Annotated in this window: 15 protein-coding genes, 1 pseudogene and 1 other annotated feature; of the genes and pseudogenes, 5 read left to right on the top strand and 11 right to left on the bottom strand. The window is 53.7% G+C overall.

Translation table 11 applies throughout. From position 1 onward, the window contains the following. The first annotated feature begins 90 nt into the window (after positions 1 to 90). Both MHH78_RS06635 and MHH78_RS06630 read left to right on the top strand, forming a co-directional pair. Positions 91 to 1,407, top strand: a complete 1,317-nt coding sequence (locus MHH78_RS06635; protein ID WP_341166934.1) for an ABC transporter substrate-binding protein — start codon at positions 91 to 93, stop codon at positions 1,405 to 1,407. A gap of 176 nt (positions 1,408 to 1,583) precedes the next feature. Then, a complete protein-coding gene (locus tag MHH78_RS06630) occupies positions 1,584 to 2,108 on the top strand; it encodes a putative immunity protein (protein ID WP_341166933.1) in 525 nt (174 codons plus the stop codon). A 76-nt stretch (positions 2,109 to 2,184) separates the two neighbouring features. On the opposite strand, the gene MHH78_RS06625 is transcribed toward MHH78_RS06630, so the two are convergent. From MHH78_RS06625 to MHH78_RS06610, 4 genes and pseudogenes are all read right to left on the bottom strand, one after another. Next, positions 2,185 to 3,480 (bottom strand): Nramp family divalent metal transporter, encoded by a 1,296-nt coding sequence (locus tag MHH78_RS06625; protein WP_076081829.1) that lies wholly within the window; start codon positions 3,478 to 3,480, stop codon positions 2,185 to 2,187. A 427-nt stretch (positions 3,481 to 3,907) separates the two neighbouring features. Then, positions 3,908 to 4,393, bottom strand: coding sequence for a hypothetical protein (locus MHH78_RS06620; RefSeq protein WP_341166932.1), 486 nt, complete (start codon positions 4,391 to 4,393; stop codon positions 3,908 to 3,910). A gap of 164 nt (positions 4,394 to 4,557) precedes the next feature. Beyond that, a pseudogene (locus MHH78_RS06615) lies at positions 4,558 to 6,261 on the bottom strand (glutamine--tRNA ligase/YqeY domain fusion protein). Between the two features lie 78 nt (positions 6,262 to 6,339). Then, positions 6,340 to 6,603: a binding site (T-box leader), on the bottom strand. A gap of 71 nt (positions 6,604 to 6,674) precedes the next feature. Beyond that, positions 6,675 to 8,243, bottom strand: coding sequence for a tetratricopeptide repeat protein (locus tag MHH78_RS06610; protein WP_341166931.1), 1,569 nt, complete (start codon positions 8,241 to 8,243; stop codon positions 6,675 to 6,677). Positions 8,244 to 8,359: 116 nt separating this feature from the next. Between MHH78_RS06610 and MHH78_RS06605 the strand changes: the two genes are divergently transcribed. Further along, entirely contained in the window at positions 8,360 to 9,568 is a 1,209-nt protein-coding gene (locus tag MHH78_RS06605) for an oxalate decarboxylase family bicupin (RefSeq protein ID WP_341166930.1), read from the top strand. 110 nt (positions 9,569 to 9,678) lie between these two features. On the opposite strand, the gene MHH78_RS06600 is transcribed toward MHH78_RS06605, so the two are convergent. Further along, on the bottom strand, positions 9,679 to 10,968 hold the full coding sequence (locus MHH78_RS06600; RefSeq protein WP_341166929.1) for an arsenic transporter: 1,290 nt from the start codon (positions 10,966 to 10,968) through the stop codon (positions 9,679 to 9,681). Between the two features lie 478 nt (positions 10,969 to 11,446). Beyond that, a complete protein-coding gene (locus MHH78_RS06595; RefSeq protein WP_341166928.1) occupies positions 11,447 to 13,150 on the bottom strand; it encodes a peptidase G2 autoproteolytic cleavage domain-containing protein in 1,704 nt (567 codons plus the stop codon). Between the two features lie 170 nt (positions 13,151 to 13,320). Here MHH78_RS06595 and MHH78_RS06590 point away from each other — a divergent pair, with 170 nt between their 5' ends. Continuing rightward, positions 13,321 to 14,391, top strand: coding sequence for an LLM class flavin-dependent oxidoreductase (locus tag MHH78_RS06590; protein WP_076081777.1), 1,071 nt, complete (start codon positions 13,321 to 13,323; stop codon positions 14,389 to 14,391). Positions 14,392 to 14,564: 173 nt separating this feature from the next. Here MHH78_RS06590 and MHH78_RS06585 read toward each other — a convergent pair whose 3' ends face one another. The 5 genes from MHH78_RS06585 to MHH78_RS06565 form a co-directional block, all read right to left on the bottom strand. After that, a complete protein-coding gene (locus tag MHH78_RS06585; protein WP_209876680.1) occupies positions 14,565 to 15,053 on the bottom strand; it encodes a cysteine hydrolase family protein in 489 nt (162 codons plus the stop codon). 149 nt (positions 15,054 to 15,202) lie between these two features. Further along, positions 15,203 to 16,057 (bottom strand): carbohydrate ABC transporter permease, encoded by an 855-nt coding sequence (locus MHH78_RS06580; protein ID WP_076081779.1) that lies wholly within the window; start codon positions 16,055 to 16,057, stop codon positions 15,203 to 15,205. Positions 16,058 to 16,060: 3 nt separating this feature from the next. Beyond that, positions 16,061 to 17,032 (bottom strand): carbohydrate ABC transporter permease, encoded by a 972-nt coding sequence (locus tag MHH78_RS06575; RefSeq protein ID WP_036730473.1) that lies wholly within the window; start codon positions 17,030 to 17,032, stop codon positions 16,061 to 16,063. Positions 17,033 to 17,094: 62 nt separating this feature from the next. Next, complete coding sequence (locus tag MHH78_RS06570) at positions 17,095 to 18,516, bottom strand: ABC transporter substrate-binding protein (RefSeq protein WP_083685474.1); 1,422 nt, start codon at positions 18,514 to 18,516, stop codon at positions 17,095 to 17,097. Positions 18,517 to 18,703: 187 nt separating this feature from the next. Beyond that, positions 18,704 to 19,183, bottom strand: coding sequence for a site-2 protease family protein (locus tag MHH78_RS06565; protein ID WP_341166927.1), 480 nt, complete (start codon positions 19,181 to 19,183; stop codon positions 18,704 to 18,706). A gap of 269 nt (positions 19,184 to 19,452) precedes the next feature. On the opposite strand from MHH78_RS06565, the gene MHH78_RS06560 reads away from it, so the two are divergent. Continuing rightward, positions 19,453 to 22,107, top strand: coding sequence for a cation-translocating P-type ATPase (locus MHH78_RS06560; protein ID WP_341166926.1), 2,655 nt, complete (start codon positions 19,453 to 19,455; stop codon positions 22,105 to 22,107). The last annotated feature ends 79 nt before the right edge of the window (positions 22,108 to 22,186 follow it).

The raw sequence follows: 22,186 nt of genomic DNA, 5'->3' as shown, positions 1-22,186 counted from the left end.
CCACTTTTTCGAGCAACATATGAAGTGTAAGTCATCTATCCATTCCTTTACGCTCTAAGAGCAGGAACCACAGACCAGGGAGGTTATTCTATGAAAAGAAAGTTCGCGTTCATCATGGCAACCGTTTGCACCCTCATTATCGCAGGTTGCGGGAACAGCGGCAATACGAATTCCGCAGGCAATGGAAGCGCTACGAATGCTCCTAACGCGTCAACCGAATCCGCAGCACCGGAAGCCGGCAAAGCGCCTGCCAAGGATGTTACCATCAAGATGTTCCAGTTCAAGGTGGAGATTGCCGAGCAGCTGAATGCACTCGCTGAAGCATATGAGAAGGAGACGGGGGTGAAGGTGGAAGTCGAAACGCATGGCGGCGGTGAGGATTACGGCGCGCTGCTGAAAGCTGAGATTGCCTCCGGCTCTGAGCCTGAGATTTTCAATAACGGCGGGTATACAGCCCTCGTCCCTTATATGGACCGTGCCACCGACCTGAGTAATGAGCCTTGGGCCGCCCAGCTGATTCCGACCGCCAAGACACCGGCAACTGTAGACGGCAAGCTCTATGGCATGCCTATGAATGTAGAAGGCTACGGGCTGATCTACAACAAGGATCTGTTCGCCAAAGCCGGGATAACGGAAGAGCCTAAGACACTCCCGCAGCTCAAGGATGCCGTAGCCAAGCTGAAGACCGCCGGCATCACGCCGTTTGAAGCGACCAATGAGTGGTGGTCGATGGGGATTCACCTTGTTAACGTGGGCATGGCACACCAGCCTGATCCGAAGCAGTTCATTGACGATGTGAAGGCGGGCAAACAGACCATTAAGGGCAATGCCGTCTTCAAGCAATGGCTGGATCTGGTCGATGTGATCTTCGATAATGCCCAGGACAACAAGATGACTACCGATTATGCAACCCAGGTGGCTGAATTCGCCTCCGGTAAGGCCGCTATGATGCTGCAGGGGAACTGGACGCAAGGCGATATCGACAAAATCGATCCGGCTCTGAACCTGGGCCTCCTCCCGCTCCCGATCAATAACGAAGAAGGCACCATCCTGGTAGGTGTGCCTAACAGCTATATCGTGAACAGCAAATCCGCACATCCGGAGGAAGCCAAGGCCTTCCTGAACTGGATGGTCAGCTCGGAAACCGGCCAGAAGTATCTGACCAAGGAGTTCAAGTTCATTCCGGCGGAAGCAAATATCACCGCAGATGCCGCTGATATCGGCCAGGTCGCCGTTGCCGTGCAAGAGAAGTCTGCGAGCGCGCTGGGCTGGAACTGGGATATGTTCCCTGACGGCGTGACCCAGGGCTTCGGCGCTGCCATGCAGGAATACCTCGGCGGACAGTTGAACCACGATCAGCTATTGGAGAAGCTGGATAAGGCTGTGCAGGATATTGTGAAGCAATAGGATGGAAGCCTTTTTTTAGACTAGGGGTGTCCTCAGCAGCCGGCAAACGGTACTGAGGCACTCCTTTTTGGGGTATGCGGCTGACATCCACGGACAGTTTGCATCCGGATAAATTTTGGATGTAAAATTTGTTATATCCCCATACCCCTCTGTTCAAAAGGATAGGAGTGTTTTCAGTGAAATTAGAAGACTATGCATGGAATACGCATGAGCAGATATTAAAAGAAGCACAAATCGAATTTAAACATAGTAGCCCTAAAATAAAAATCATAGATAATAGCAATTTGCGGAATCGAATTGAAGAAGCTCTTGAAAAATTGCCGCAAAAGTTACTTGCGGAATGGGCTTTGCGAGTTGCTACTCCGTACTTAGATTATCTTGATGACTCTTTAAAGGATGACCCGCGAATACATCTGGGGATTGAGACATTAGAAAAACGAATAGACGGTAGGATTCGAGCCTTCGATTTACGAAAGGTTGGATTTGTAGTGAATGAATTGGCGAAAGAATCCAAAACAGAGATTAGCAAACATGCTGCGCGTTCCTTCGCCCAAGCCATTGCAACAGGACATATGAGGGGACATGCTTTAGTTAGCAGTGACTACGCAATAAAGACAACGAATTCTTTAACGAATAACTCTATAGAGGCTTCTACTAAAGAACGGGAACGACAATTAAAGTTAACAGAGCTTTTAGGCTGAAACCAAAACAAAAGGCCCTCCTCTCAAGCCATTTTAAGGCTACAGGACGACCTCCTGGATAATCTGTTATAGCGTGTTACACAAACATCTCCACTACCAGGAACAGGTTCAGCGCGACCACCAGGGCGGAGATCATCCAGCCGAGAATGGTGGTGATCCGGTGGTTCACCAGCCCCTGCATGATCCGGCGGTCACTGGTGAAGATGACGAGCGGAATCAGGGCGAAGGCAATCCCGAAGGAAAGGACGACTTGGCTCATCACCAGTGCGCTTGTCGCGTTAATGCCGAAGGCGATGATCGTCAGCGGTGGGATAATGGTGATCGCCCGGCGGAGATAGAGATTGATTTTTTTATTAATGAAGCCCTGCATGACCACATCACCGGCCATCGTGCCGACCGACGAGCTCGACAGACCTGCGATCAGCAGGCCGAGGCCGAAGGAGACTGCCGTCACGGGACCGGCCAGATTGCGGAACTGCTCGAAGGCGACATCCAGATCCTGCACCACCAGACCGTTCTTAAAGAACAGCGCGGCCGCCACAATGACCATCGCCATATTGACCGCACCGGCAATCAGCATCGCGATCAGGATGTCGATGAATTCCAGCCGGAAGATCTGCTTCTTCTCCCGCTCATCAATGCCGACGACCCGGCTCTGGGTCAGCGAGGAATGCAGATAAATCGCATGCGGCATCACCGTCGCGCCGAGAATCCCGGCCGCCAGCAGGATGCTGTCGACACCTTCGAATCTTGGGGTGAACATCCCGGTAAGGATGCTGCCTGCATCCGGCTTCGCCATAATGACCTGGAATGCAAAAGCCAGCACCACGATCATCACCATCCCGGCGATTCCGGCCTCCAGGGTACGGTAGCCGCGCCGCTGAAGCTCCAGAATGGCGAATGACCCTACAGCGGTTATCAGTGCGGCCGGCAGCATCGGGATACCGAACAGTAAATACAGTCCAAGCGCTGCGCCGATGAATTCCGCCAGGTCGGTAGCGATAATAACCAGCTCGCTCTGTATCCACAGGAAGATCGATACGCCCTTCGGGAACCGCTCCCGCGCCACCTCAGGCAGATTCTTGCCGGTCGCAATACCCAGCTTGGCGGATAAGGATTGTATCAGTACAGCCATTAGATTCGAGGCAAAGATGACCCATAATAACAGGTAACCGTATTTCGAGCCTGCCGTAATATTGGTGGCGAAATTGCCGGGGTCCAGATAAGCTACGGAAGCTATAAAAGCCGGGCCCAGAAAAGGAAGAAGTCTCTTCAGTCCTTTGACATCTCCATTAAGCACGGATTGTGCCGAATGTGTATTGATATGACCTTTTAGTATAGGGGATGATTCTACTGCGGTATTTTGCTCCATCATGTTCTGTCCTCCTCTTGCCCGGAAAAAGTTGTCTATATACACGAAAGTTTCCCTGGTGCAACATTCGATCTGGTTTTATTATAATCCTCAAGTTGAGAATTGTAAATGTATTTTCATTGGGTTTTCATGTAATGCCTCGACCCATATTATGTAAAGTCACGCGATAAAGTGAGGCTCATAACCTTATGTTATTACCCGCTCTTCTGTAAAGGTCCACTGCTTAGGCCATAGTGCCCCTCATTATTCTTCAGCTGCACTCGGCAGCACCGGAGCCTACCTGGCACCTGGCCTTTTCTGCTTCCGGGGCAGTTCACCCCGGCCATAAACATAGAGCAGCGCTCTTCTAATTACGGAAGGAGCGCTGCTCTATGTTTATGCTTTTAAAAATGGATGGTGGCCTATTGCGCCGTGTCTCCTACGAAACTCACTTCACCACCAGTGTTTTAGCTGCTGTGCTAAGCTTCATCTGGGTATGGGCCCCGTTATCCGTAATCGTAAATTCAGCATCGGCCGAGATCGAGTAAGTACCACACTTCTTGATCTTATAAGTATAGGCTTCCGACATCTTGCTTTTACCGCTTAGGACACTTGCGACTCCTTTGTCTTCAACAGCATAGGAATTGATCTGCTTCCCGTTCGCATCCTTAATGACATACGTAAACAACTGTGCTCTGCTCATCAGGTTCACATCAGATAGGCTGTCGTTGCTTAAGCTGGCCTTCATGGTGAATTCCTCATTGACCTTAGCTTGCAGCGGCAGATTGAGCGCAACCGATAACGAATCCGTTTGGCTGTCCCCTGCCGGAGCCTCTGCTTGAGCACTGGATGCGGAAGGACGATCCGGGATGCCCAAGGGATAACCAAAATACATTACCAAAGCGAGAAAGACTAAGTAAAATTTGCTCCACATGATATTCCACCTCCTCCGTCTCCCTTTAGACGGCACAGAAGCTTGTATGTTTCATTGAACATCAATTATTTTCCAAAAAGCATAAGGGAGCGCTGCTCCCCGGCAATCTGCCCCCCTGCTTCGCAATTGGGAACAGACGAATATTGCATGTGCTGCGTTGCAGTCTATTGTCCTGCGTTGCCCTTCCAGGTGTCCTTGAGCGGAACGATTCGGTTGAACACCAGCTTCTGAGCTGTGCTAAGCCTGCTGTCAATGCAGAAATAGCCGTGACGCAGGAACTGGTAGGTGTCCCCGGGCTGAGGGTTACCCGCAAGCGGCTCCAGCAGGCAATCCTTAAGCAGAGTTATCGAATTCGGATTGATGTATTCCTCCCAGCTCTCTCCTTCCTCCTTCGGCCCGTTGTTATCCGTCAGCAGCTGCTCATACAGGTATACGTCACTCTTCAGCGCATGAGCAGCCGAGACCCATTGCACAGTCCCCTTCACCTTCCGGCCGCTTAGAGTGCCGCCGCTGCGGGTCTCCGGGTCGTAGGTTCAGCGCAGCTCCAGAACCTCCCCCGTCTGAGCGTCCTTAATCACCTCGCTGCAGCGGATAATATAACCGCCCTTAAGGCGCACCTCGCCGCCTGGAACCAGTCTGCGGAAGCCCTTCACAGGCACCTCCATGAAATCGGCCCGCTCGATGTAGAGCGTGCCGGAGAACGGTACTTCTCTTGAACCCAGCTCGGCATTCTCAGGGTTGTTAGGGATCAGAAGCAGCTCAGAAGCCCCGGCGGCGTAATTGGTAAGCACGACCTTCAGCGGGTCCAGTACCGCCATGACCGCCGGCACCTTCGCCTTCAGGTCCTGTCTCAGGCAATGCTCCAGCAGCGAGAAATCCACCATCGTCGTATTGCGGACCATGCCGATCTCCCGTACGAAGGCCTCGATGCTCTCCGGCGTGAAACCCCGTCTGCGCAGCCCGCTGAGCGTAGGCAGGCGCGGATCATCCCAGCCGTCCACGAAGCCTCCGGCTACCAGTGCCCGGAGATGCCGCTTGCTTGTAACCACTCCGGTCAGGTTCACCCGGCCGAATTCCCTCTGTCTCGGCGGTTCCGGGGTGCCCAGCTCGTTCAGCACCCATTCGTACAGCGGCCGGTGATCCTTGAACTCGATCGAGCAGAGCGAATGCGTCACCCCTTCCAGCGCATCCTGAATCGGATGGGCGAAATCATACATCGGGTAGATGCACCAGGCAACGCCCGTGCGGTAATGCGCGGCATGAATAATCCGGTACAGCACCGGATCTCGCAAATTCATGTTCGGCGAGGCCATGTCGATCTTGGCCCGCAGCACTTTAGCGCCATTCGGATAGCTCCCCGCACGCATCTCCCGGAACAGCCGCAGATTCTCCTCCGGCGTTCGGCTGCGGTAAGGACTGTCCTTCCCCGGCTCGGTTAAGGTCCCCCGGTAAGCCGTTACCTCTGCTGCCGTCAGATCACAGACATAGGCTTTCCCCTTCAGAATGAGTGTCTCTGCCCTGTGGTAGATCTCCTCCGAATAATCCGAGCCGTAGTAGATGTGTTCCCCGGGACTGCAGCCCAGCCATTCAAGGTCACGGATGATTGCCTCCGCATATTCCTTATCCTCTTTGAGCGGGTTGGTATCATCGAAGCGCAGATGGAAGCGGCCGCCGTATTTACGGGCAATTTCCACATTTGTATGGATGGCAAAAGCACTTCCGATATGCAGATAGCCATTGGGCTCCGGCGGAAACCGGGTGCAGATCTCCCTGCTGAAGACTCCCGCCTCCACATCTTCTCTAATCAGCTTATCCATATAATTCTCCGGCATGGCCGGTGTGTTCTCATTCTCATTGGCAACTGTCATGATGATCTCCTCCTGTTATAGGTGGTACTACCTAAATTTCGGATACAAAAAAAGAACCTCACCTCCAAGACCGTAAGTCTTGGGGACGAAATTCTCGCGGTACCACCCCAGGTTCATTAATATGTCACCATATTAATCTCATCAAGTACGGCGCTGCCGTCCGGCAGGGCTTATACTCTAGCTCTGTAACAGGAGCTCCTGTCGTACCATCCCCGGCTGCTGCCTGGTTCCGGTAAGCCGCTCAGAGGCTTGTTTCCATCCAGTCTTCCCTGCTCCTTCACACCAGCCGGAGCTCTCTGTGAGGGAAGAACCTGAATGTACTCTTCTCGTCATCGCGTTTGCGTTATTGGATACAGAATAACAAAACTCACAACGGGTGTAAAGGGCTGCACCGGACTGCCGGGAGCAGCAGCCTAAGCCTCTGCCGGGTCCTGGCTTAGCGCCGCGAGCAGCTCCAGCGCTTCCTCATGCTCCGGCTCAATCAGCAGCGATCTGCGCGTATAATCCAGCGCCGCCTCATCATCCTCCTGCTCGTAGCTGCAGATTGCCAGGCAGTACAGCACGGTAATTACCGGCTCCTCCTCACTGGAGGCCAGCGAATGCTCCAGGAAGCGGCGGGATTCCCCGTACTGCTCCATCTCGAACAGCAGCAGGCCGCAGTCCAGCGCCAGATCATACTTTTGCGGCATCGGGTAGAAGCCACGCCACATCCGGTCGATCCCCCGCTGAAGGTCCAGCAGCTCCTCGTCGCTGGCATCCGGCAGCAGCGCAGAGATCCGCTCGGCACTCTGAATGAACAGCTCCGCGTCATATCCACCCAGCCGCCAGAAGGCCAGGATCTGCTGCATACCGATGGTGTCGTAATTCTTGTCGATCCACACCTTCAGGCTGAAGAAATCATCCGGCCCGAATCGCTCGACAAACCGCCGGTAGGCCAGCCGGGTATGCGGATGCAGCATCGGCTCCTCCAGCATCAGGATGCAGCCCACATTGAGATTTTTATAATGATGCTGCGTGAACTGGGATTGTGCGCCCTTCCGCTCAAAATAATGCACCAGCGCATGATAATTCGCCGTAAGCGAGATGCTTCCGTGATGAATCAGCTTCGGCGGCTCGGCGAACTCCCAGTTCTCCAGCCGGTGGTCTCCCTTATCGGCAGTGAGCAGCAGGAAGCTTCCCCGGGAGAGTGCACCCAGACGCTCCATACAGGACAGGGCTGCCTCCGGGAACAGCACATGTGAATCCTCCAGCTTGTCCAGATAGAACGAGATCACTTCATGATAAGGATACGAGGGGTCCTCATAGCCCGCTGCACGCTTGTAATGGTATTCCGGCACCAGATCACGGAGCACCTCGGACGGCCCCATGGTAGCTGACTGCTCAGGATATTTCAGCGAGACCTCACATTCATAAATCTTGCCTTCATCCACATAGAGCAGCTCCTGAGGGATACTGTCGAAGAAGTAGTTGGCGATCACCATCAGCGGCTGCCCCAGCTCCCCAGGCTTAATCACCAATCCGCTCTGCGTTAAGCTCAGCTCCGTATCCCGGACCGCATCGAAGCGGGCAAAGTCAAGCATTCCCTGTTCTACAAAAGGCTTCAGCCCCTCATGCTGCTGCCAGCCCTCAATGTTCTTCCACGGCAAATCGCTCATCACATAGCGGAACGGCGGCAGCGGCACGCCCGCATACTGGATCAACTCACACAGCTGCTGCAGTACATGGAACGCCAGACGCCCCACTCCTGCGCCCAGCTCCAGTACCACTACCGGCTCTGTAATGAATCCCTTCTGCGCACGGTCCTGAAGAAAGCCGAAAATGATCTCTGCATATGCCGTTCCAATCATCGGATTGCTTGTAATATACTGCGGAACCTGGTCATTGGCCCAAGCCTGGAGACCCAGCTGTTCATAGTAGGTGCGCTGCAATTCCCATATAGGCGCTTCGCTGAAGCGGTAGCGTTCTTGTCCACTTAATGTCATTGGTTCTAACCCTGCTCTCTGATTATCGTACGGATCTTTGTCCGGTAGTCAAATATTATCACATTTGCGCATATATTTTCTTGAAATGCTGTGCGTTCCAGAAAGGAGCCTATGTGATGAATCCTGAGCATCCCCGTTCTCTAGGCCAGCCCGTCATTCCCCAGCCCATACGCAGTGACGGTGCAGGCAATATCGACCTGGGTCCACGTGACATCATGCGCGACCGGGAGAATCCCGATATGTTCGTTCCTCCGGTCACGGACAACGGGCTGATCCCGAATCTGAAATTCTCGTTCTCCGACGCCCACATGCAGCTGAATCATGGCGGCTGGTCCCGTGAGGTGACGGTCAGGGAGCTGCCGGTGGCCACTACGCTTGCGGGCGTAAATATGAGCCTGACGCCGGGCGGCGTACGTGAGCTGCACTGGCATCAGCAGGCAGAATGGTCCTACATGCTGCTGGGCAGCGCAAGGATTACAGCCGTGGACCAGAATGGCCGCAACTTCATCGCCGATGTCGGTCCCGGCGATCTGTGGTATTTCCCTCCAGGCATCCCGCATTCCATTCAGGGTCTGGCTGAGGGATGTGAATTCCTGCTTGTGTTCGACGACGGAGGCTTCTCGGATCTGAACACCCTGTCCATCTCCGACTGGTTCGCCCATACGCCGCGCGAAGTCCTGTCCGCGAACTTCGGTGTACCTGAATCCGCCTTCGCCAATCTTCCCAAGGAGCAGGTGTACATCTATCAGGACCAGGTGCCAGGTCCAATTGCGAGCCAGCGGATCGAATCGCCTTACGGGGAGATTCCGCTGAGCTTCAAGCATCGGCTGATGGCCCAGCCGCCGCTCAAGACCCCGGGAGGCAGTGTGCGGATTGTCGATTCCAGCAATTTCCCCATCTCACGGAATATCGCCGCAGCCCTGGTAGAGATTGAGCCTGGGGCGATGAGGGAGCTGCACTGGCACCCGAACAATGACGAGTGGCAGTATTACCTCAGCGGGCAAGGACGAATGACCGTCTTCGGAGGCAACGGCGATGCGCGCACTTTCAATGTAAGGGCCGGGGATGTCGGCTATGTGCCTTTTGCCCAGGGGCATTATGTTCAGAATACCGGCACAGAGACGCTCTGGTTCCTGGAAATGTTCAAGAGCGACCGGTTCGCCGACGTCTCCCTCAACCAGTGGATGGCGCTCACGCCGAGGGAGCTGGTCAGCAGCAATCTGCATACCGGGCCGGAGCTGATGAACGCCCTGCGCAAGGTGAAATGGCCTGTGGTGAAGTATCCGGATCAGCAGGAGCAGGGACAGGGCAAGAAGAAGGAATGATCTGCCTTAGATGTCGAAAAAAGAGCGGTCAGACTAGGTCTGCACCGCTCCTTCTAAATTATGAATTGTACACGGGATCGTGGCCCCCGGTTCGCTTAACAGGTCTCTGATCAGAGCCACTTCAGCTCCAAATATAGACCGAGCAACGTGATGAACAGTGTGGGAACCGTCAGGATCATCCCTATTTTGAAATAGGAGCCCCAGGAGATCTTCACACCCTTGCCCGACAGCACATGCAGCCACAGCAGCGTGGCCAGTGAACCAATCGGTGTAATCTTCGGGCCCAGATCCGAACCGATAACATTGGCGTAGATCAGAGCCTCCTTCACCAGACCCGCGGCATTTGCGGTATCAATGGCCAGCGCCCCGATCAGCACGGTCGGCAGATTATTCATCACCGAGGAGAGCAGCGCGGCCAGGAAGCCCATCCCCATCGTGGCTGCGAACAGCCCGTGCTTCGCAATTCCGCTGATCATCTCTGCGAGCACATCCGTCAGTCCCGCATTACGCAGGCCATACACCACTACGTACATGCCAATGGAGAAGAAAACAATCGCCCAAGGCGCCCCCTTGACCACTTCCATCGTCTTCACGTAAGGACTTCTGCGGGCCATCAGCAGGAAACAGATTGCGATCACTCCCGCTACCACGGATACCGGAATGTCCAGGAATTCACTGACGAAATATCCGGCTACCAGAAGCGCGAGTACGAACCAGGATAGCCGGAACATCCGCTGGTCCTTAATGGCATCCCCCGGAAGCTTCATTCCGGCGGTGTCATACTCCTTCGGAATGCTGCGGCGGAAGTAGAGATATAAGACCAGAATGCTTGCGCCAAGCGAGAACAGGGTAGGCAGCCACATATGTCCTGCATACTGCATGAAGGTGATGCCGAAGAAATCGGCAGAGACAATATTCACCAGATTGCTGACGGTCAGCGGCAGCGAGGTGGTATCGGCAATGAAGCCGCTGGCAATAATAAAAGGAAAGACTTTGCGCTCGTCCAGATTCAGCGCCCGGACCATCGCCAGCACAATCGGCGTCAGAATCAGCGCTGCCCCGTCATTGGCGAACAGCATCGCCACGACTGCACCCAGAACAATTACATAGATGAACATCAGCGTGCCGTTGCCGCGTGCCGCCGCCGCCATATGCAGCGCCGCCCACTCGAAGAAGCCGACACGATCGAGAATTAAGGAAATTAGAATAATCGCTACGAATGCAAGCGTTGCATTCCATACAATCAGCGTCACATCACGGACATCGCCGAAGCTGACCACCCCTGCCGCAAGCGCGAGAATCGCCCCGCCGCAGGCGGACCAGCCAATCGATAAATTCCGCGGCTGCCAGATCACAAAAACCAAAGTCACAACAAAAATCAGGCAGGCTATCACAACCATAATGCAGCCCCCCATTTGATCTGCAGCATTCCCCGATGCACTCCTTACAGTAGATATAAATATAAGCCAATTTATATATACTAAAGCAGCCTCATGTGAAGTACAAGATAAAAATTGCTGGAAGGTTCACCTGCGTTACGCAAGCCTGTTCAGAGCCATCGCCACCCCACCCGGCAGCCGTCTGCTGCAATAATATTTATATGCTTAAGTACTAAGTGTATGTATGAATACATAGGCTGGATTATGGGGAACGAAGCAGCTTCTTGGAGAGGAGACGCGGTCCGGAAGAGCCATCCTTGTTACGGGATTGGAGGTTCGGACTACTATGAGTACAGACCAGCTCATCGCACTGCTCGTTCTTGTTATTATGATTGTACAGCTTGCCGTCAAGAAGGATAAATCCTGAATCCTGAAGACAGCAGGCCGCCAAAGAGGCCGGGGCAACCCGGTCTCTTTGGCTGTTATCCTGTTCAGCAGGTTATTTCATGAAAATACGAATCTGGCGTTCGCCCGTACGCTTCATTACCCGGTATCCGTCTGCCGACGATGTTGCTGCGCCGTTTTGATCCGGACGGCAGTATCCTCCAGGCACGCAAGTGCCGTCATCGCGGACAAGCAGCTTGCCCACGATTCCGACCGCCACCCATTCCTCCCGCTCTTGGCGGGGAATGTACTCCTGCGCGGCATCCCACTCCGGATTAAGTACCGGTTCTGTCTTCGTTCCTGCTTCGCGTACGACATGACCATATTCATTCCTTACCTCCGGGACCTTCACCTCATGATACAGAATCCGGTCCCATTCATCCGTAGCGAACATGCCCTTCCAGCGCAAATCACTCGAATCCGCAACGATAGCCGGTCTTGCGCTAATGACCCCAACAATGTACTCATCTGCCGAGTTGGCCTTACGAACCCTGTCACTGGCGCTATCGAATGTAACGAAATACCCCGGTTCAATGGATAAGCCGTCCGAAGTCTCGAACATTTCCGCATAATCAGCCGCACCTGGAGACATCAGAGTACCATCCAGATACATGTTCCCCGTAAGTCCTTCAATGACTGCCGAGTTAAAAGTCGGCCCTACGGCCAGCCCATTAGCCAGATGCCACGAATAAGGGAACCGGGTGGACCCGTTCTGTCCCATGATATGGGCACCGGTATGCTCCGCCAGTACAACTGTCGCCTCACCCTCGGCATGCGAATTCGGAGCAAGGGCCTGGGTCTGGAGCCCTTCAGCATGCGAAGCCTGGCCGGAAGCTATCGCATCCGCACCTTCGGCATGCGCATAAGGCGCATTCGCCAGAGTCCCCACCCCCTCGGCGTGGGAAAAGGAACCGCTAGCCTGGGTATTAGCCCCTTCCGCATGGCCGGAAGCCCCGCTGGCCAAGGTCTGGAAGCCCTCGGCATGGGAAGCGGTTCCGCTGGCTGTCGTATTCTGTCCTTCCGCATGCGCTCCCACATTGCCGCTCGCTGTTGTTGCTAATCCTTCAGTATGCGCTGAAGTACCGCTAGCTACCGTGTTCTGCCCTTCGGCATGAGAGAAATCGCCAAGGGCAGAAGGTCCGGCGCCCTGTGTGATATCTGTTGTTCCGCCTTCCGCATGGGACGCTAAGCCCATGGCGGTGGTTCCCACCCCTTCGGCATGGGAAGCGGAGCCGCCAGCGAAGTTCGGGGCCGGATTCCCAAGCGGATCTAACCCGCCGCCTTCCACATGGGAAGCCCTCCCGCTGGCAGAATTCCCTTCTCCTTCTGCATGCGCGTTGATTGCCGTCGTCTGAGTTGAAGTATTCAACCCTTCTGTATGGGAGCTGTCCCCCCAGGCTTGGGTGCCGCTCCCTTCGGCATGTGCCACCAGCCCGGCGGCCACCGTCATGGAGCCTTCTGCATGAGAGCTTTCACCTGTAGCATTGGTCAAATAACCCTCGGCATGCGCCGCGACTCCGCTGGCAATACTAGTAGATCCTTCGGCATGTGCCGTATCATTAGTCGCCTGGGTCAGATACCCCTGCGCATGCGATGCGCTTCCGCTGGCAGTCGTAGTATTGCCTTCCGCATGCGAGGTTTCTCCGCTGGCCAGCGTGGTATACCCTTCAGAATGAGCTGCTGTACCGCTTGCAGTCGTACTAAGTCCCTCCGCATGCGCAGCGAAGCCGCTCGCTGTGTTCCCTGACCCGCTTCCCATCCTCATCACCGCTTTCTTCGTATTAACATATAATTATGTCGCCGGACAGGCGGCAGCAACGGCGAATGGGACAGGTGATAAATTACTTTTCATTTTCATTTCACTTACTAAAGTTGAGAAACATTAAAAAGTATAGTAGAATGATGACATGAAGAAAGGGGCGGATGAACATGGCCGATGAAAAGAAGATTATGGAAATAGGAATAAGCACGTTTTTGGAGACTACACCTGACCCGGTGACGGGGCAGACGATCAGCCATGCAGAACGGCTGCGGGAAGCTGTAGAGGAGATTGTGCTCGCTGACCAAGTGGGTCTGGACGTATATGGAATAGGCGAGCATCACCGTAAGGATTATGCAGGGAGTGCCCCGGCTGTAGTCCTCGCCGCAGCGGCAGCGACAACCAAGCGGATCAGACTGACCAGTGCGGTCAGCGTCTTGTCTTCGGATGACCCGGTGCGGGTCTATCAGGCGTTCGCTACGCTGGACGGCCTCTCGAACGGCCGGGCAGAGATTATGGCCGGACGCGGTTCCTTCACTGAGTCCTTCCCGCTGTTCGGTTACAGTCTGGAGGATTACGATGAATTGTTCGAGGAGAATCTGGAGCTGCTGCTGGCGATCCGCGCCTCCGAGAAGGTCACTTGGCGCGGTGGGCACCGTCCGGCTATAAATAATCTGCCGGTCTATCCCCGTGCCGTTCAGGACCCGCTTCCGGTCTGGATCGCCAGCGGCGGCAACCCTGAATCCGCTGTACGGGCTGGAACCCTTGGTCTGCCTATCGCCTTCGCGATTATCGGCGGAATGCCGGAGCGGTTCGCTCCACTAGTGAACTTGTACAAGGAGGCCGCAGCACGCGCCGGACATAATCCGGATAAACTGCAGATCGCCACACACTCCCACGGCTTCGTAGGTGAAACTAACGACCAGGCTGCGGCCTTATTCTACCCGTCCACCCAGGCACAGATGAATGTCATCGGCCGCGAACGGGGCTGGGGCGGAACCTACAACCGCGCAGCCTTCGATGATGCCCGCAGCTTACGCGGAGCACTTTATGTCGGTGACGCAGAGTATGTCGCCGAGAAGATCATTCTGCTGCGTAAGAATCTCGGCGTGACCCGGTTCTTCTTGCATGTGAATGTCGGCTACATGCCGCACCGCGAGGTCCTGCGTGCCATCGAGCTGCTAGGCACCAAGGTTGCCCCTATCGTGCATGCGGAGTTAGCCCGTACTGAGGGGAAATAAAGTCCGACTTCACTCTAACCGGGAATATTTTACTCTATCCGGAACAAAATCACCCTGCGGGTGAATGAGATTACCTGCGCACCACTTATCCACAACAGAAGAAAATCATAATTTCCTAAACAACAAGAAAGCCTCAAGCGCCAAACGGTGCTTGAGGTGTTTTTCGTTGAAAACTAAGACTCCACCAACGCTTGAATCACAGGATACGAAACCAGATTCCGGTCCCTGTACGCCGCCGTGATTACATCCTGATGAGAGCTTAGAATCCCATTTTGCAGCAGCACCGCCTTGATTCCCCTTTCGGCAGCCCCGTTATAGGTGAACAGAACGCAATGCTCGGCGGCATAGCCGGAGAGAATCAGCAGATCGATGCCTTGCTCCCGCACAAGCTTTTCCAGATCCGTCTTCCAAAAGGCATTCGAGTATTCCTTCTTCACGTTGAAATCCGTCTCCTGAATCTCAATTCCGGGGATGATTGCGAACTTCGCTTCCTCAGAGGGCTGCATCCCTTCAATGTCCTGAATATGAATCACGGCATGTCCCTTGGCCCGCAGCAGCCCGGAGACATAATTGATATACTCGCAGGCGCGGTCAATCTCCTTCTGCTCTACCCCGCTGACATGGACCTCTTGCAGATCAATAATTAACAATCCGATTTTCACTCCTGCTTCCCCCTATCCGCTTATCCTTCAACATTACCCGATGCCGGCTGTTCATTCAACCAACCGCATACAAAAAACTGCAGTAGAATGATCCACCGGAATGGACCTTCTCTGCAGTATGGTTTGTCTTCACAGCTATCCTGATCCGGTTATTCTTTGACTCCGCCCAGTGCTACACCTGCGATAATATAACGGGACAGCAGGAAGTAGACTATGAACAGCGGCAATGCGGTCAGCGCCAGCCCCATATAGATAGAGCCGAATTCCGTCTTGTAGATGTCCCCGCGCAATAAGCTGACCATGATAGGCATCGTATATTTCTCCTTCTGAGTAAGGAGGATTAACGGCATGAACAAGTTGTTCCAGTTGGCTACAAAAGCAAAAATGGCTTGTGTCGCAATGGCCGGCATCATCAGTGGCATAATAATCCGGTTAAAGGTACGGAACTCTCCAGATCCGTCTACACGGGCTGCCTCTACGATCTCAATGGATAGTGTAGCAAGCAGGTATTGACGCATGAAGAATACCACTGCAGGCGCTGCAATGGCCGGCAAGATCAGCGGAAGGAAGTTGTTGGTCCAGTGCAGCTTATACATGAATTGATAGAAGCCGATCGCACTGGCTTGGGAAGGAATCATCATCACGCACATAATGAAGGTGAAGAACGCGCCCCGCAGCTTCCAGCTGTAGGTTACCAGTCCGTAAGCAGCCAGTGAGGAGAAGTAGACCGTACAGAGCGTTGCACCGCTGGCAATAATGAAGGAGTTCATGAAGCCTTGCAGTGGATCAAAGCTCTTGTCGAGCAGCACCTTCAGATTGCCCATCATGTGGCTCGAGGGGAGCAAAGAAAGTCCGCTCTGGATCTCCGGTGTAGAGCGTGTAGCGTTCACGAACATAATCCAGAACGGCAAAATGCTGAGTACTGCCAAAGCGATGCAAACCACGTAGATAATCGTCTTGTTGACAGTTTGGGTGACTTTACTGCTTTCCCGATTCTTCTCCATGGATTACACCTCCCTAGCCGCTGCCTGAGCAGCATTTCTGTGTGTTTGTTTTTGGATCTTCTTCAACTTGGCTGCGTCCCGGTCACGCATCACGTAGAACAGAAGGCCGGACAGTACAGCAGAAATCAGGAACATGATCATACTCGCGGCTGCAGCACGGTTATACATGTAACTGCCCTTGAACGCCTGCCCGTAGATGAACATGGACGTAGTAAGCGTAGAGTCATCCGGGCCGCCCGCCAGGAATAATTGCGGAATATCGAACATGGTCAGACCGCCGACCATTGAGGTAATCAGGGTGAACAGCAGGATGGTACGCAGACTCGGCAGGGTGATCCGGAAGAAGGTCTGGAACCCGTTCGCGCCGTCAATCGCCGCCGACTCGAACAGCGCCGGGTTAATCCCCATTACGCCTGCAATCAGGACGATCATCGTGTTCCCGTACCACATCCAGAACTGGATGAAAGCGATAATGCCGCGGGCTGTCGTCTTATCCTGCAGGAAGAAGATCGGAGAATCACTCCAGCCCAGCATCTGAAACAGGCTGTTGACCGGACCCATAGGATATGCGAACAATGTACTGAACAGCACGGCAATCGTACTTGCAGTGATGATATTCGGCATATAGAGCAGAACCTTGAACAAGCCTTGTCCTTTGACGTTAAGCCGCTTGTTCGTGAACCAGGCGGTCAGCAAAAGCGCAAGGGCCATCTGCGGAATAAAGTTGGTAATCCACAGGAGGAAAGTATTGATCAGGGACTTGCGGAATGAAACATTATCGAACAGGAGATCCTTGAAGTTCTGGAACGGGTTATCAAGGATATGTATAGGCTTCGGAATGAGCCCCTTCATATCCGTGAACCCGATGACTGCTGTATACAGAATCGGGTACAGCGAAAAAATCAGAAAGGCAAGTACAAATGGAAAAGTAAAGATATAGCCGAATTTCGCATAGCTGACATCCTTGCGGCGCATGCTCTCACCTCTTTAGTTGATTATAGGGGCGGGGATAATCCCCCGCCCCCTTCGAATTCCTCTTATTCGCTTTCAATACCCAATTGGTCTTTGACTTGCGACTTGAAGGTTTCGATTGCTTTTTCCTTGGTCTTATTGCCTGCAGTGTACTCACGTACCTGTTCGCGCCAGGCTTTGTTAATCGTTTCGTCGAATTGGGTCAGGTTCTTACCTGAAGCATTCGCGTTGGCCGGAACGAAGACGTCGAACATGTTCTGTCCGCCGAGCAATGGAACTTCACCATTGGACTTGGACATCACCACAGAGGAAGCTACGCTATCCTTCGTGCCTTGTTCGCCCGCTTTCATCGTACCGTTAGCCCAGTAATACTGGAGGCCCGTCTCGGAACTGTCGAGCGTAACCCATTTAACGAAGTCTGCAACGGCTTGCTTCTTCGCTTCATCCTTGGTTACTTCGGCATTGGCCAAGAGCCAAGTACCGCCCCAGAAGAAGCCAGTAGTCGGTTCAGTTACAGCCCAGTCGCCGTTGGTATCCTTCACCTGACCGTTCATCACGTAGTTGATGAGCCAAGCCGGACCGAAGAATCCGAAGATAGGTTGAGCGCCTGCACCGGACATATCGGCATACCATGCTTCTGTCCAGTCTGTTGTATCGTTATGATAGCCGTTGTCTTTCAGCTTTTTGGAGAGATCCATGAATTCTTCACGCTTCGGATCGATGTGCAGCTTGCCGTCCACGATCCAGCCCTTGTCCGAGCTATTCTCGATCGGGTGCCAGATATCGCCGTCGCCGGATACGATACCATAGCCTTTAGCTTTCAGCTTCTTCGCTGCATCGAAGAATTTATCCCAGCCGGGCCCAACCTCTGTTTTGATCTTAGCCGGATCATCGGTTCCGAAGACATCCTTGGCAATGGAGCGGCGATAGATGAAGGCACCGCCTGTAGCCTGGTAACCGAGGCCTTTCAGATGACCGTCAAGGCTGCTGCCGATATCTACAGAATACTGGGCGATGCCAGCATCTTTTACCATTTGATCATCAAGTCCGAGGTCTGCATAATTTGCAGCATAGGTGGATGCATCGCCTTGCGTGTATTTAAGTACAAATGCGGATTCCGCTGCGTAAATATCCGGGGCATCCTTCCCGCCGCCTGCCAGCGCCTGGTCAAGTGCAGGCTGATAAGCACCGTCTGTAGTTGCAATTACCGTAGTTTTGAATTCCACATTCGCATCAGGATGCGCTTCCATATACTTCTTGGTCATGTTTGGAATTTCGTCGGTGAAGCTCCACAGATTGATCGTTACCTTCTCACCGCTACCCGCTTCCGGAGCTTTGGTTGCCTCTGCCGCATTTGATGCCGGAGCCGTTGTTGCAGCTGCGCCGGAAGAGCTGGAATTGGAGTTCCCGCCGCCGCATCCTGCCAGAGCAGATGACATCACGAGTACTGTTGAGAGCCCCGTTAAAACACGCTTCATACTTTTCATACTTTGCCTCCCCTTTTATATTCATCCTCGGTTTTTTGTAACCGCCTTCATATTATAGTGCTTGTCCTTCTCTCGCATAAGGAACCCCTCATTGGGAAAAATACCACTATTTATGGGTTTTGCTCTAAAAAGTACAAAAAAGACGCCAGGGCTATATGCCGAAGCGCCTTAACACATAGGAGAAGAATCATTCGTGATGGTTCTCTCTACTCTTCATAATTCTTGCCAGAAGCAGGCCGTCGCTAAAATAGTATGCCTCATTTCTGGAAATGATAGCTGGATACAGATTGACCGCGATGGTCCATCCGTTCAGAATGATGAAAATCAACGGAAGGAAATAGTTGTCTTCGTTGCCGATTCCCATTGTAGTATAAACCAGAATTATTGCAGCAAGCTGGAACAGTACCCCGCCAAGAGCAAACATCGAAGAACGCAGCCTGCTGACCTTGTCACTGCTCCCCATAAGCGTTAGCCCGCCGAAGCCATAGCCAAAAATAAATAAAGTTCCGCAAAAAGATACACGCCAGAACGGCTTTCGTTCTCCAATGGTTACTACTGGTACAGGATAGCCCACGAGTTTCCCAGCCAAATAATGCCCAAGTTCATGAATGAACGTGACCAGATATTTTAACAATGTCACCATAACCGTAAGGAGCACCGTATTCACGACTGACGGCTCCTTAATGGATAACAGGAGAATAAAGACGATAAACAGCATCACATATGCAAATGTCCGATTCAAGCAGAACCCTGCCTTTACGAAATATTTTTCATCATTAACGAATAATTATCTGAATTCATTCTATCTAACTATGGCCTATTGGGGTATAAGTAATTAGCCGCCCGAGCTGAGAATAATGAAACTTGTCGTACTATTTAACGTAAATTTGGACCATACAGACAAAAGATAACAAACGGGAGAGGAGCTTGTACCTGATGGAATATTACCGCCGCAATAGTTCAGACACCCTGGAAGAAGTCAACAGTTCCGCAAGCGGGCTTACGTCTGCTGAAGTAGACAACCGGCTGGCCAAGGAAGGCTACAATGAGTTGAAGGGCAAAGCAAAGGACCCGCTATGGAAGCTGTTTCTGGAGAATTTCAAAGATCCTATGGTCATTGTGCTGCTCATCGCGGCAACCGTTCAGATCGTAATGGGACATATTATGGAATCCGTCATCATCTTCGTGGTGCTGATTCTGAATGCTGTAATCAGTGTGGTGCAGACCCGGAAGGCAGAGAGCTCACTGGACGCCCTGCGCAAAATGTCCGCACCTGAAGCCAAGGTCATGCGGGACGGAGCCTTACTGTCGATTCCCGCAAGGGAGCTGGTCCGGGGAGACATCGTCTTCCTGGAGGCTGGCGATTATGTGCCTGCGGATGGACGGATTATTGAATCCGGGAGTCTGCGGATCGATGAGGGCATGCTGACCGGCGAATCCGAAGCCGTGGATAAGCATACCGATCCTATCCCGCAGGAGGCTCCGCTGGGCGACCGGCGCAATATGGCCTTCAGCGGCTCACTGGTCGTCTATGGACGGGGAACACTGGTCATTACAGGAACGGCACTCGGCACCGAGCTCGGGAAGATAGCCGGGCTGATCGAGAGTGCCGAAGCCAAGCAGACGCCCTTGCAGCGCAAGCTGGAGAGCTTCGGCAAAAAGCTGGGGATCGCCGTCCTGTTGCTGTCGGTGCTGATCTTCGCCATTCAGGCCGCACGCGTCTGGCTCTCGAATGACACGGTGGACACCACCGAAGCCATCCTGAATGCCTTGATGTTCGCTGTAGCAGTAGCTGTTGCCGCTATCCCCGAGGCGTTGTCTTCTATCGTGACCATTGTACTCTCCGTGGGCACGAATAAGATGGCCCGGCAGCATGCCATTATCCGTAAGCTGCCTGCTGTAGAGGCACTCGGATCAACGAGCGTCATCTGTACGGACAAGACCGGGACGCTGACCCAGAATAAAATGACGGTTGTGGATTATTTTCTCCCCGGAGGGCCAGAGGAGCAGTTCAAGCTGAAGGCCGATGACTGGTCGGAGGAAGCCCGCAAGCTGCTGCATATTGCCGTGCTCTGTAACGATTCCAACATTAATGAGGAAGGCAAGGAGCTGGGCGACCCGACCGAGGTAGCACTGATTGCCTTCAGCAACAGCAAGGACAGGGATTACCGCGAGATCCGCGATAACTTCCCGCGCGAGGCCGAGCTGCCGTTCGACTCTGAACGTAAGCTGATGACTACGCTGCATACGTTCGAGGGGCAGAAGGCACTGCTGACCAAAGGCGGCCCGGATGTCCTGTTCAGCAGATGTTCCCATGTCCTGCTGGAGGGCCAGGAGGTTCCGCTGACGGCGGAGGTCCTGGAAAACTTCAATGAAGCGAACGAACAGTTCTCCGGCAGAGCGCTGCGCGTGCTTGCTTATGCCTATAAGAACGTGCCGGATACGGTGACAGAGGTGGGGCTTGACGATGAGCAGGATCTGGTGCTGGTCGGCCTGTCGGCGATGATTGACCCACCGCGCGAGGCCGTATATGGCTCTATTGCCGAATCGAACAAAGCAGGTATCCGCACGATTATGATCACCGGGGACCACAAGACTACCGCCCAGGCGATCGGCCGCGACATTGGGCTGATGGCAGAGGATGAGATCGCTGTCACCGGCCAGGAGCTGGATGCCATGTCCGACGAAGAGCTGGACAGCAGACTGGAGCAGATCGGCGTCTATGCCCGCGTTTCCCCGGAGAATAAGATCCGGATCGTCCGGGCCTGGCAGCGTAAGGGCAAAATCACCGCCATGACTGGGGACGGCGTCAATGATGCCCCGGCACTGAAGCAGGCCGATATTGGTGTTGCGATGGGCAGCGGAACCGATGTCGCCAAGGATTCGGCGGCTATGATCCTAACCGATGATAACTTCGTATCGATTGTCAATGCAGTGGCTGTTGGCCGGACGGTGTTCGATAACATTAAGAAGGCGATCGCCTATCTGTTCGCCGGCAATCTGGGTGCGATTATCGCCATCCTGTTCGCCCTGATCTTCGACTGGATCAATCCGTTCACGGCCATTCAGCTGTTATTCATTAACCTGGCGAACGACTCCCTCCCGGCGATTGCGCTGGGCATGGAAAAGGCGGAGCCGGATGTAATGAGCCGCAAGCCGCGGGACATCAGCGAGGGCATTTTCGCAGGCGGGATGATGCAGGCAGTGATCACCCGCGGTCTGCTGATCGGGATTGCCGTGATTATCTCCCAGTATATCGGGCTGCAGCATTCGGATGAAATGGGGATTGCGATGGCCTTCACCACGCTGATTCTGGCACGCACCCTGCAGACCTTCGCTGCCCGCTCCAACAGCCAGACCTCTGTGGAGGCCGGCTTCTTCAGCAACAAATATGTAATCGGCGCGGTCTTGATCTGCTTTGCCTTCTACGGCATTGCGGTCCTGCCAGGTGTCAGAGAGATCTTCTCAATCCCTGCCACCTTCGGGATGAACCACTGGCTAACCGCCACCGGACTCGCCCTAGGCGCAGTCATTGTGATGGAGCTGGCGAAGCTGATCCGCCGTCTGCTGCCTGCGAAGCAGGCTGCTTAAGCTAGGCTAAGTTAACGAACCTTAATAACAGCAAGAAGCCTGCACTCCCGGCATGGGGGTGCAGGCTTTTTATACTCAA

The sequence above is a fragment of the Paenibacillus sp. FSL H3-0333 genome (genome assembly GCF_038002805.1).
Classification (GTDB): domain Bacteria; phylum Bacillota; class Bacilli; order Paenibacillales; family Paenibacillaceae; genus Paenibacillus_AQ; species Paenibacillus_AQ silagei.
Note: the sequence above shows the minus strand (reverse complement) of the source record. Positions and strands in the feature narration are given on the sequence as shown.